This window comes from Syntrophomonas sp. (genome assembly GCF_028707975.1).
GTDB lineage: Bacteria > Bacillota > Syntrophomonadia > Syntrophomonadales > Syntrophomonadaceae > Syntrophomonas.
Map to the genome: position 1 here is coordinate 44,212 of NZ_JAQVZX010000003.1, position 12,192 is coordinate 56,403.

Below are 12,192 nucleotides of genomic sequence, written 5' to 3' on the forward strand. Positions count from 1 at the left end.
GGATGTCACTGCAAAATGTTATTAATATGCATTCGTTTGCATAAATATACCGCTCAGCAACCTTGAAAGCGACCGAAGGGAGCATCAGAAGTGCCCGACAGGGTGCAACCTTGAAAGCGACCGAAGGGAGCATCAGAAGTGCCCGACAGGGTGCAACCTTGAAAGCGACCGAAGGATATGTAGGGAACGACCCCCGTGTCGTTCCGAATCAGGCGCAACAACCTTAATAGCGACCGAAGGGCATTGTAAGGGCGGTCTTCGACCGCCCGCTTTCACCTTCGCCAACGCTCGTTTTGTATATTCATGCAACCCTTATGCAACAAAAAGGGTTTTTGCAGTGGAGTCAATAGAGGCTTTTGCATAATTCAAAAAATCAGTAAAGATGCCTTCTGGAAACACAATATATAGGGTCTTCATCTTCATAATTCTACTATATATTGAACGGATGCTTCGCTAAAGTTAATTATGCAAGACTCTCAATAGAGAGGTTTTTGTAGCAAAGTAAATTTGCTAATTTAATCTGCCTCCATGCTTTACCATGATTTTTCTCTTCTCTTTGGGGAATCGTCCAGGACGAGTCTTATTCTTTTGGTTACGCCGGTACTTTTCAAAGGCTTCATATACTTCATGAATATAGTCCATGGGTACCTCCACAAAAGTAGAGTTCCGATTAATCTCAATATCCCCTACCCGCTGAGGGCTTAAAGAAGTATGAGCAGCAATAAATTCCAATAACTGGCGAGGATGCATTCCTTGCAAACGCCCTGCCGGCAACTCCAAATGTGCCATACTATCATCGCTCTCCGGTATATCTGCCATCTCAAAATCCGGTTCTTCATCTATCAGAAGTTTTAGCACTGCAGCCAAGATCTTCCCAGGTTCTCCCTGCTGCATTAGCTTTTCGGCCAGACTCAAGCAAAGATCTCCCGGTTCCGCACTTGCTTTCAGAACCCGCTCCAATAATAATTCCTGCCTTCTTTCCACCGCCTCTGCCAGGGTGGGTAGAAGAGCACGTTCTATTCTTTTGCCGGTATGCCTTTCAATCATGCGCAGCAATCTTATCTGCGCTGGCTCTACCAGGGTAATGGCAATACCACTGCGCCCAGCTCTTCCGGTTCGGCCAATCCGGTGAATATAAGAATCCAGCTCTTCCGGTATATCAAAGTTAAAAACATGGGTTACCAGATCAATGTCCAGTCCCCGAGCTGCGAGGTCGGTGGCAACCAGAATCCTGGTATTGCCCTGACGAAAACCATGCATGACATGATCTCTTTCTCTTTGTGACATATCTCCATGCAGGGCATCAGCATTATAACCCCGTGAAGTAAGAACCCTGGCCAGTTCATCAGCATTCCTTTTGGTGCGGCAGAATATCAAGCTTATTGGTGGCTGCTGAGCATCAATAATGCGACACAAGGTTTCTGTTTTGCGCCGGGAATTAACCTGGTAATAATACTGTTCAATTTCCGGAACCGTACGCTCGGGAGATTCAATAAGAATTATCTCCGGCTGTTTCATGAACTTCGTTCCTAGTTCGCGCACTTCATCCGGCAGGGTAGCAGAAAACAGAAAAGTCTGCCGCTCCTGGGGACATTGGCTCAAGATTTTTTGAATATCTGGTAAAAACCCCATATCCAACATTTCGTCAGCTTCATCCAAAACCACATATCTCAACGGGGTCAAAAAAATCGATCCCCGATTCATATGATCCATCAAACGTCCCGGAGTACCTACGACTATTTCCGGGTTTCGGCGCAAGGATCGCAATTGCAACTCAACCGACTGTCCCCCGTAAACCGCCAGTACCTGAATACGCATACGGCGACTCAATGAGGAAATCTCCTCGGCAACCTGCACCGCCAATTCCCGGGTGGGGCAAATTACCAGGGCTTGCAGACCCTCTCCTTTGGCAACCTGATTTAATATCGGTATACCGAAGGAAGCGGTTTTACCGGTTCCTGTTTGTGCCTGTCCCATAAGATCCAATCCCGCCATGGCTAACGGAATGCTTTTAATCTGAATGGGGGTTGGTTTTTCAAAGCCTTTTTCATCAATCATCTGTAAAAGATCAGTTTTCAGCCCCATGCTGTAGAAATCTTCTGAACTCAATAATCTTCCTCCTTAATTCCAAGCGGGTTATATATAAATATATCACACTTTTACTGTAAGTTCCAGGAAACTGTATTACCGGCGAGAATATGCCAGCATCTTGCTGCCCATACTAATATTGATAAGCAATGCAAAACTAAATAAGGATGTCACTGCAAAAAGTAATAAATATGCATTAGTGTGCATAGATATACCGCTCAGCAACCATAATAGCGACCGCAGGGAGCATCAGGCGTACCCGCAAGGTGCAACCATAATAGCGACCGCAGGGAGCATCAGAAAAGATGTATAGGCAGTTTAGGCAGGAGAACCTGCTCTAGAAAAGTCGTCGGAGGGCGGAATGGTCGTAATCATAATAAATCCGCGCCAATCAGCCTCAAAAAAATTCGCACTAGTTGTTTCCTCACTTTTAATCGGTGGTTGTGGCCAAAATATAAAACATAAGGAGATATATGAAATGAAAGTAGCACTACTCTCACCTATTGCCTGGAGAACTCCTCCCCGTCATTATGGACCCTGGGAACGAGTGGTATCTCTAATAGCTGAAGGCCTGGTTAAAAAGGGGATCGATGTTACTCTTTTTGCCACTGGCGATTCCAAAACCTCTGGCCATCTGGAATATGTTTGTCCTATCCCCTACGAAGAAAACCCCAATATGGATCCCAAGGTATGGGAAGCCATGCACATAGCCCATCTGTTCGAACAAGCTCACAAGTTCGATTTCATTCATAATAACTATGATTTTCTGCCCCTGTCATACAGCCGCCTGGTGGATACACCTATGATAACCACCATCCATGGTTTTTCCTCCCCCAAAATACTGCCCATCTACCGGGAATATAATCGCGACAATTGCTATGTTTCTATAAGCAACGCTGACCGAAGTCCTGATTTGGATTATGTTGGCACTGTTTACCATGGGATAGATTTAAATGAACTTACCTTGAACCTTAACGCTGGTTCATACCTTTTATATTTTGGCCGCATTCATCCAGACAAAGGTACCGCTCAGGCTATTGAAATTGCTAGAAAATCCGATATGCAGTTGCTCATAGCCGGGATTATTCAGGACAAACAATATTTTAACCAGCAAATATATCCCCGCATAGACAATAAAAAAATTATATATTTGGGGTCGGTAGGCCCAGCCAGGCGCGATGAGTTGCTGGGCAATGCCCTGGCTTTGCTACATCCTATTCACTTTAACGAACCCTTTGGTTTAAGCGTAATTGAAGCCATGGCTTGCGGTACTCCTGTAATCGCCTTTAATAAAGGCTCCATGCCGGAAGTAATAAAAGACGGGGAAACCGGGTTTCTGGTGGATAATGTGGAAATGGCCTGCGAAAAACTACAGTGTATTCATAGCATAAAACGAGCCAATTGTCGTTACTGGGTGGAAAAAAACTTCAGCCAGGAGAGAATGGTAAGCGACTATCTATCTCTTTACCAAGAAATCATTAAAGGAGGAAAGTTCTCGGTTCGAACTCCCTCCCTATCAGGCAGGTGTAAATAGCTTATTGACCCCCCATGGCCGGAGGCCACAACCACCAATGAAAAATGAGATGATATATTTTACTATCGCAAGAAGAAAATCGTATAAGTCCCGGCTCCCACATGGGCGCCAATGGCAGCTCCTATCTCGGATATTACAAATTCATGGCAGTCAAATCTCTCTTCAACGAGTTCCTTTAACTCTAAAGCACCCGGATAGTCGTTGGAGTGGCTTATTCCAATAAGCTGCTCCTTAAGATTGACCCCTCGCTCCGCCATTATTTCCAACATTCTCTTCTTGGCTTTTTTCAAGCCATGAACTTTTTCCAGGGGGAATATACTTCCATCCACAAAATGGGCAATCAACTTTATATTAAGGAGGTTTCCTAAAGTTGCCGAAGTGCTGCTAATTCTTCCTCCCCTTTTTAACATATCAAAATTACCCACGATGAAAATATGCTCAATTCGCCGAATATTATCTTCAATGGCCGCCACTACTCGTTCCAGGCTTTCCCCTGCCGCCACCGCCCTGGCAGCCCTGATGACGGTCAGAGCGTAGCCTACCGATGCACTTTTGGAATCAAACACCTGGATACGCTGCGAATCCAGCATATCCCTGGCCACGCAGGCAGATTGATAGGTGCCGCTCAATCCCGAAGAAAAGGCAATGTATATTATTTGATCATTGCTTTCTTGCAATACTTTCTCAAATTCTGCCTTGAATTCTTGGGGAGTAATCTGAGCGGTGGTTGGTACTACTCCCGGCTCGGATATGAGACGGTAAAATTCGGGCGGGCTTATGGTCAACCTGTCCCGGTAAGTCTGCTCCTTGATAGTCACTGGCATATAAAAAAGCTTAACCCCTAATTCATCTAGAAATTCCTTATCCAGGTCACAGGCGTTGTCAGCATAAATTCTAATTCCTGGCATCAAACCTCCCCCTCCCCAGAATATACTAACCCCCCATAGCTGAGAACATAACAGCAAGGGCTACATAAAGCTAAATATGGTTCCACTGCAAAAACTCCTTTTTATGCACGCTAATGCATATCTATAACTTTTTGCAGTGACATCAAATATAATAAGCTTGAAATAACCAGCTATCAAATCACTTCTAGTAGTAGATTTTACCGTTTTTTCTCCTTCGCATCAAGCCATAAGTAAACTCCAAAAGCTACCAGGATACGGGAATAAATAAGGAATTCCGCCTTGAGGGAAGATAGTTCAGGGGTATTCACACTTTCCACCTTGGAGTACAATAGGAAACACACAACATAGCCAATATTTTCAGTAAGGGGTGATTATGATTGAAAAATAACCTCCTCATAATTGGGGGGAGTCGCCGCTGGTGGCATGGGTGCTGCCTCCAAGCTCGCCGGATGAAGTGTTAACAAGGGTATAAGCTTTATTGAATTTATGATACTTTTTGTAGAAAGCAGATTCATATGCCACGACTAAAAAAAGCCTTTGCCAACCAGCTCTTCCTTTTTGCCGTATCGGTCTTTATGATGGGTCTTTACAGCGGTCTTTATGACCCCTCTTTTAACAATTACCTGGCCCAGGTTCACCACGTGGGGGCAGTAGCCCGAGGTGGATTGGAATTTCCCCGGGAATTGCCGGGTTTCCTGGTAGTATTCGTATTCACTGCTCTGGCCTTTTTTGCTGATAGCAGGATAGCCATGCTGGCCGCCTTGATCGTAGGAATATCACTGTGGGGACAAGGTTTTCTGGCCCCGAACATGAGGATGGTAGTATTATGGATGCTGCTCTGGAGTACTGGTGCCCATCTTTTCATGGTATTAAAATCCTCCATCTCCCTGCGCCTGGCTATACAGGGACAGGAAGGCCGACTGTTGGGACGATTAGGTGCTCTGGAGGCTTCGGGAGCATTATGTGGCATGCTGGTAGTTTACCTGGGCGTATCCCACTTTCATTTTTCCTTCGGGGTTATCTTTGGTATTGCCGGAATTTTTGCCCTGATTGCCGCCCTTTTTCTCTACTTGCTTGACCCGAAACCTATAAAGAGACCTCCCCATTACCTCCTTTTCAAAAAGAAATATAACTTGTACTATCTCCTGAGCATACTTTTTGGTGCCCGCAAACAGGTCTTCATGACCTTTGCCCCCTGGGTATTAATAAAGGTTTTCAACACTCAGGTGCAGACCTTTGCCTTGCTGGGACTGGTAGGAACCGTTATCAGTCTGGGTTTCCGCCCCCTCTTGGGTAGAGCCATAGATGCCTGGGGCGAGCGCCTGGTAATTTTCCTTGAATCTAGCATCCTGGTAGTGATATGCATTCTATATGGTTTTTCCCTCTATTGGTTCTCCACTAGAATAGCCCTGGCTATCATAATGTTATGTTATATTATTGACCAGCTTCTTTTCTCCGTGACTATGGCGCGCAGCACTTATTTGAACCGGATTGCCGATTCCCGGGATGATGTAGCTCCCACCCTATCCCTGGGAACTACCCTGGATCATGGCGTTTCCATGACGATTCCTTTTGCTGGCGGAATAATCTGGACCCTCTATGGTTTTCAGTGGGTTTTCGTAGCCGCAGCCGCAATCGCCTTGCTCAATATGGGCGCCGCATTATTTATCCCTGGAATCGAAAAAGAACAGCTGGAAGATATTCCATCCTAGTGCTTTCGCCTTCCGCCAGCTTAATTCTAATCCTTATTCACAAGACACCCATAAAAAAAACCCGTATTGAGTATAATATCTTTGGTCTTTCGATTGGTTTTTTGCAGTTATTGGTAGTATAATTAGTAGAAAATATATCCTGGGGACGGTCCTTCTGATATGTATCATAAGGATTAGCGGGAAAAGCTTTATCACATAGCAAAAGGAGGTTTAATCGCATTGGCTTATTCTCATGACTCGAAACCCGAGCAGATATTGGAATCCAAAAGCAGAATATCCCTTCCCTTTAAGGATCCGGTTAGTGGTTTTACCCATTTGCTGGGAGCTCTTTTATCTATTTGGGGACTGGTGGTACTGGTTCGCCATGCAGCTAATTATGGCGGGGCTCGCTACCTGCTGGCAGCAGCCATTTTTGGAGCCAGCCTGATACTTCTCTACAGTGCCAGCGCCATTTATCACCTGGTACTGGCCCCGGAGAAAACTACTATGATACTCCGGCGAATTGACCATATGATGATCTATGTTCTCATTGCCGGAACCTATACACCCATATGTTTGGTTGCCCTCCAGGGTAAATGGGGAACTGGATTACTGATTGCGATATGGATTCTAGCCTTTATTGGAATATTGCTCAAATTACTATGGTTTAACGCCCCCCGCTGGCTGTCAACCCTTTTTTATCTTCTCATGGGCTGGCTGGTTATTATTGCCATATTCCCTCTTGCCCGGGTTATTCCGGCCATCGGCATCAGCTGGCTGGTTATAGGAGGGGTTCTGTATACGCTGGGAGCTATTATCTATGCCACCAAATGGCCCCATATAAGTTCACGCATTTTTGGCTTCCATGAAATTTTTCACCTTTTTGTAATGGGCGGCAGCTTATCACATTTCTGGCTGGTATTCAGGTATGTTATGGTATTGTAAGCTAATTCCTTAAACAACCGGTGCTTACCGGGGCAGAAAGCCCTGCGGGAGGAGATAATTCCAACTGCTATTCAAGGGGAGGGAGGTAATAGCGGATGAATTTATGGCTGTTGTTTTTGCTCGTATTATCTTTCTCCTTTATAATATTCATATTTACACCCATACAATACGAACTGGGTTTTGCCAATCATAATAACTTTAACTTATACGGCACCATTGGGCAGGGATTTTTCTTTCTTCTTACCCTGGAAAAAACAGCCGGTAAATTCGATTATAAATTGCGTATCCTCAATATTTCCTGTTCATTGCCCCAGGATACCCGGGATAGCAAGGATAGCAAAAGCAAAAAATATAGACCCGACTCTTCTTCGCCCCTGACCCTGCTGCGAAATTTACTACGTAATAAAACCTACCAGCCATTATTGAAGCTTATCCGCAAGCTATGGCATCATGGCAAACCCCAACTCTTGCAAATCAAAGGGCAATACGGGTTTAACGAACCGCACAATACCTCCTGGGCCAATATACTGCTACTATTATTGTCTTCAGACTCGCCCCATTACCGGATAGAACTGGAACCAGTCTGGGATGAGGAGAAATTTGATATGGAAGCCTTTCTTAAAGGCTCTATTACCCTGGCAGTAGTAGCCTGGCATTTGCTTGGATTTGTGTTCAGTCCTCCATTCCGGAAGTTTTTTATAGAATTGTCCCGGGACCGCAAACAGCAAAAGATAAAGTAAGACTTGCTTCAGGTGGAGTTTTAACTCCATCTGAAGCTTAGTCGCACTTATCCAGGGACTTAGTCGCTCTTACTCCCGCCTATAGAGGCGGGAGTCTTAGAGCGAGTTAGTCATCGGATAAAAACAAGAACAGCCCCAGCATTCAAGTAAATCGTGTTTTTGTATAAATGATTCTTCTGCAAAAATTCATTAATATTCATTGGCTTGTATAAATATACCGCTCAGCTCCCTTAATTGCGACCGTAGGGAACATCAGTTGTGCCCGACAGGGCGCTTCCCATGAGCAACACATGCGAGTTGACTGCAATAAGATCAATAAAATTATAGACAGGAGGCATATTAATGGATGTCAATCAAAACATCGCTACCCTTTTTGAACAACTGGACAGATTCTTCAAAACTGAAACCGTCTTCGGGGAAGCCATGCAGGTTGGCAATGTTTCCCTTATCCCGGTCATTAGTATCAGTTTTGGCGCCGGTACCGGAGCAGGTAGCGGGAAGGATGCCAAAGGTTCTGATGGCAGTGGCGGGGGAGGGGGAGCCGGCGGCAAAATAACTCCAACCGCAGTAATAGTAGTAAGGAATGAGGAAGTCAGCGTTTTACCCCTTTCCAACCGGGGATATGTTGACAAAATCGTGGAAATGGTACCGGAATTAATTGATAGAATCCCCCATAAGAAACCCAAGGAATGAGGAAACTGCAATTAATGATGCAATAATTTTCCGGTAAGTGCAAATACTAAATCCACTTTGGTGTTAAAAGAGGTTTTGCACTTGCTGCTTCAATTATTTCGTTTCGCTGTTACCGGGTTGCTCAATACCCTGGTGGATTTTGGAGTATTCAACCTGCTTATCTGGCTATGGGGAGCCACAGATACTTTAACCATAAGTTTCATAAACTTATTATCAGTTTCTTTAGCAGTAATCAACAGTTTCTTCCTGAATCGCCATTGGACTTTTGCCTCTTCCGGAGGGAAGGGCCGGCTTCAGTTCCAGCGTTTTTTGCTGGCTTCCCTGGCCGGAGCCGCCATAAATACTACTTCCATCTTTTTACTATCCTCGCTTCTCAGCCAGGTTCATACAACTTCTTACCTTTACCTTAATGCCGCCAAGGTACTGGGAACCATATTATCCGCCGGGTGGAATTTTTGGGCTTACCGCAACTGGGTCTTTATCCGGGAAAAGAGCGCCAAGGTCAGCTTTAGCGAGGATTATGTACCTGGATTGACCAGCGTGATCATCCCCGCCTTCAATGAAAGCAAGAGGCTCCCGGCTCGCCTGCAAGAGCTGGCTTCTTTGCTGCCTGGGCTTTTTCCCGTGGAAATTATCGTAGTTGATGATGGGAGCAATGACCATACCGGACAAATCGCCCGTTCCCTGGCAGAGAAGAAGCCTTGTATCCGCTGCCTGGGTTATGATTGCAACCAGGGCAAGGGCAAGGCAGTGCAAACCGGAATGCTGGCAGCCCGCGGGGAATACCTGCTATATACTGATGCAGACCATACCTTTACTCCAAAGCATATAGAGCAAATGGTACAAAAGCTCCGATCAGGCTCACAAATAGTTATAGCCCGGCGCAACTTTTCAGCAGGCGCTCGGCTAGAGGGCGAGTCACAGCTGCGGGGTTTAATGGGCCGAGGCTTCAACCGCCTGGTTCAATTTCTTTTGCTTCCAGGTATCGCTGATTCTCAATGTGGTTTGAAAGGCTTTCAACGGGAAGCTGCCCGAAAGTTGTTTACCCGGCAACGCTTGAAGGGTTTCGCTTTTGATGTTGAACTCCTGGTTCTGGCCAGGTTTCTGAACCTGGAAATATGCGAACAAGTGGTTGAGGCTTTAGACTGCCCGGGTAGCAGCGTAAACCGTATACTGACTCCCCTGCAAATGGCTCGGGATGTATTATGCTTGAAAATAGCATTAATGAGCAACCGTTACGATTTGCCAGCTGTCCAATGGTCCTGGAAACCGATCTTTCTAGCTATGAGTCTAATCCTGATGGCCTTGGCTATTCGTCTTCCCTGGTTATGGGAGTTTCCCCGATTTATTGATGAATTAAAAGAAGTTCAACTGGCTTATCTTATTTATAGCGGGCAGGCCTGGCCTCTTCATAACGCCGCCCATGATATCGGGGCTATGCACAACTACATTCTGGCCGCTATTTTTAAAATTATGGGGCCTAATATCTACTGGCCCCGGTTCTATGTTGCTATTACTTCCTCCCTCTCTGTCTATTTGGTATACCGGCTGGGGAAGCATTTATTTGGTGAGAGCAGCGGGTTAATTGCCGCTCTTTTTTTGCTGACCAACGGAATGCATATATTACTTAGCCACATGGCCTGGGCCAACTGCACCACCCCCTTCTTCTTTACCCTTGCTCTGCTGTTGACGCTCAAGTCTGAACAAAAGAAAAGCGGTAGACTTTTAGTTCTGGCCGCCTTTTTATGGGCCGCCACCTTGCAGACCCACTCTTCTGTAATTATTTACCTGTTGGTAGTAGTGGTCTATTTGGCTGTCACTTTTCGGAATTTTGCTATACCATTCCGTTGGTACCTGGTAGCTGCTTTCTCTTTCCTCTTTGGCTACTTCAATATGATTTACTATAACTTGCTATCTTATGGAGGGAGTTTCAAATGGCTAAGCAACAAATCCTATGCTCTGGAGCAGAATCTGAGTATTGATTCCTACTTGCATAATATGGCCCAGCTATTAGTTGAATTGATTCGCTCAGTTACTTCTATTTACCGGAACTATGGAGAGCTTTGGCAGTATAGTCTTCATCCCCTCTTTATTCTATCCCTATTTTTGATTGGCACCGGGGGTTTTTTTTCAATTAAAGAAAAAAAGAGCCTCCCGTTGTGGCTACTCCTGGGGGGAGTACTCATAATGCCTTTATTTAACAAACGATATGTATTCTATCTGGCTACCCGCTACATTATGCCCCTGCTTATTTGTGCCCTCATCCTGCTTGCTTATGGCCTGGTCCAAATTATCCGTAAAATACAGAGTAGAACCAGCCAGAAAAAAGTAGTAAATATCATCACAACTACACTAATACTGCTTCTGGTCACTGCCCAGGTATTCCCCTATTAATAACTTTAACAACTTAAGTGCCTGGCAGCGTTTATGGTCTCCATCCACCATCAAGCGAAAGTATATGGCCGTTGATAAATGAAGCCTCCCGTCCCAGTAAAAAAACACAGGCGGCAGCGACATCTTCCGGACAACCCAACCGGCCAACTGGTATCTCCCGGGTAAGATCAGCCATTTCCTCTTCATCCAGTTCCTCGCGCAACATATCTGTAAAGATTGGCCCGGGGGCAATAGCATTTACAGTAATTCCCGATGGTCCAACTTCCTGAGCCAGCGAGCGGGTAAGAGCAATTAAGCCTCCCTTGGCGGAAGAATATATGGATTCATAGGATGCACCAGTTATTCCCAATACAGAAGCGATATTGATTATTCTGCCAAAACGTTCTCTAATCATGTAGGGAAGTGCTCGGCGACTACAAAGAAAAGCACCTTTCAAGTTGGTATTCATAACTCGATCCCACTGTTCCTCGCTGCTTTCAATCAGCAATCCTCTTTGGGAAATGCCCGCATTATAAACCATGGCATTTACATTTCCCATCTCGGCTTCTATGCGGGTAAACATCCGTTCCACTTCATTCTCCCGGCTTAAATCTGCTCTTATGGCCAGGACCCCGGCGCCTTTCTCTCTCAACTCGCGCGCCAGGCGCAGGGCCTCCAATTCTGAAGACCTGTAATTAATGATCACGTGCGCTCCCCTGGCAGCGACAGCCCGAGCAATAGCGGCACCAATCCCGCGGCTGCCGCCAGCTATCAGGCAAATATAAGCTTCTAGTTCGTTGCTTTCGGGAAACAAAACCAGACCTCCCTGAAAGAAAATTTTCCACGCACAACCGCATAAGGGGACGGTTCTTCTGTGTCGTTAATAAAAAAATGGGGTTTAGAGACGCAGAAGGACACAGGCCCTGCGGGCGCAGATTAACGTTGATATTAATCATAACAAATCTGCGTAAAGCCCCCTGTGGATACTCCTGATGTTCCACCCTGCGGGTGTCACTATTATGGTTGCAGCGTCCAAATACCCCCGTTTCAACAATGCCTCAACTTTCCACCGGTGGTTGTGTCCTCCGCCCTGTCGGGCACTACTGATGCTCCCTGCGGTCGCTATTAAGGTTGCACCCTTCGGGCACTACTGATGCTCCCTGCGGTCGCTATTAAGGTTGCGGGCATGGGGGGTTAGTATATTTGATAGCCGGTTAAAA

The 12,192-nt window shown here is 45.7% G+C and carries 9 protein-coding genes; 6 read left to right on the forward strand and 3 right to left on the reverse strand.

What is annotated here, in order from left to right:
- Nucleotides 1–510 precede the first annotated feature (510 nt).
- Nucleotides 511–2,109, reverse strand: a complete 1,599-nt coding sequence (locus tag PHP87_RS00970) for a DEAD/DEAH box helicase (RefSeq protein WP_299917372.1) — start codon at nucleotides 2,107–2,109, stop codon at nucleotides 511–513.
- Nucleotides 2,110–2,566: 457 nt separating this feature from the next.
- Here PHP87_RS00970 and PHP87_RS00975 point away from each other — a divergent pair, with 457 nt between their 5' ends.
- On the forward strand, nucleotides 2,567–3,622 hold the full coding sequence (locus PHP87_RS00975; RefSeq protein ID WP_299917374.1) for a glycosyltransferase family 4 protein: 1,056 nt from the start codon (nucleotides 2,567–2,569) through the stop codon (nucleotides 3,620–3,622).
- Nucleotides 3,623–3,684: 62 nt separating this feature from the next.
- Here PHP87_RS00975 and PHP87_RS00980 read toward each other — a convergent pair whose 3' ends face one another.
- Nucleotides 3,685–4,530 (reverse strand): DegV family protein, encoded by an 846-nt coding sequence (locus tag PHP87_RS00980; RefSeq protein WP_299917375.1) that lies wholly within the window; start codon nucleotides 4,528–4,530, stop codon nucleotides 3,685–3,687.
- Between the two features lie 515 nt (nucleotides 4,531–5,045).
- Here PHP87_RS00980 and PHP87_RS00985 point away from each other — a divergent pair.
- The 5 genes from PHP87_RS00985 to PHP87_RS01005 all read left to right on the forward strand — a co-directional run bounded on the left by PHP87_RS00985 (nucleotide 5,046) and on the right by PHP87_RS01005 (nucleotide 10,993).
- Nucleotides 5,046–6,242, forward strand: coding sequence for an MFS transporter (locus PHP87_RS00985; protein ID WP_299917376.1), 1,197 nt, complete (start codon nucleotides 5,046–5,048; stop codon nucleotides 6,240–6,242).
- Nucleotides 6,243–6,515: 273 nt separating this feature from the next.
- Nucleotides 6,516–7,166: a hemolysin III family protein gene (locus tag PHP87_RS00990; RefSeq protein ID WP_299917406.1), complete on the forward strand. Its 651-nt coding sequence runs from the start codon at nucleotides 6,516–6,518 to the stop codon at nucleotides 7,164–7,166.
- A 95-nt stretch (nucleotides 7,167–7,261) separates the two neighbouring features.
- Nucleotides 7,262–7,906 carry a hypothetical protein gene (locus PHP87_RS00995; protein ID WP_299917377.1) on the forward strand — a complete coding sequence of 215 codons (645 nt, stop codon included), beginning with the start codon at nucleotides 7,262–7,264 and terminating at the stop codon, nucleotides 7,904–7,906.
- 342 nt (nucleotides 7,907–8,248) lie between these two features.
- A complete protein-coding gene (locus PHP87_RS01000) occupies nucleotides 8,249–8,599 on the forward strand; it encodes a spore germination protein GerW family protein (protein WP_299917379.1) in 351 nt (116 codons plus the stop codon).
- Nucleotides 8,600–8,680: 81 nt separating this feature from the next.
- The gene (locus PHP87_RS01005) at nucleotides 8,681–10,993 is read left to right on the forward strand and encodes a glycosyltransferase (protein ID WP_299917380.1); all 2,313 of its coding nucleotides are present in this window, start codon (nucleotides 8,681–8,683) and stop codon (nucleotides 10,991–10,993) included.
- Between the two features lie 31 nt (nucleotides 10,994–11,024).
- On the opposite strand, the gene fabG is transcribed toward PHP87_RS01005, so the two are convergent.
- Nucleotides 11,025–11,786: an SDR family NAD(P)-dependent oxidoreductase gene (gene fabG / locus PHP87_RS01010; RefSeq protein ID WP_299917382.1), complete on the reverse strand. Its 762-nt coding sequence runs from the start codon at nucleotides 11,784–11,786 to the stop codon at nucleotides 11,025–11,027.
- Nucleotides 11,787–12,192 lie beyond the last annotated feature (406 nt).

Excerpts from the sequence above, each read along its gene's own strand:
- PHP87_RS00975 (WP_299917374.1), top strand. The coding sequence starts at position 2,567 with ATGAAAGTAGCACTACTCTCACCTATTGCCTGGAGAACTCCTCCCCGT.
- PHP87_RS00980 (WP_299917375.1), bottom strand. The coding sequence starts at position 4,530 with ATGCCAGGAATTAGAATTTATGCTGACAACGCCTGTGACCTGGATAAG.
- PHP87_RS00985 (WP_299917376.1), top strand. The coding sequence starts at position 5,046 with ATGCCACGACTAAAAAAAGCCTTTGCCAACCAGCTCTTCCTTTTTGCC.
- PHP87_RS00995 (WP_299917377.1), top strand. The coding sequence starts at position 7,262 with ATGAATTTATGGCTGTTGTTTTTGCTCGTATTATCTTTCTCCTTTATA.
- PHP87_RS01000 (WP_299917379.1), top strand. The coding sequence starts at position 8,249 with ATGGATGTCAATCAAAACATCGCTACCCTTTTTGAACAACTGGACAGA.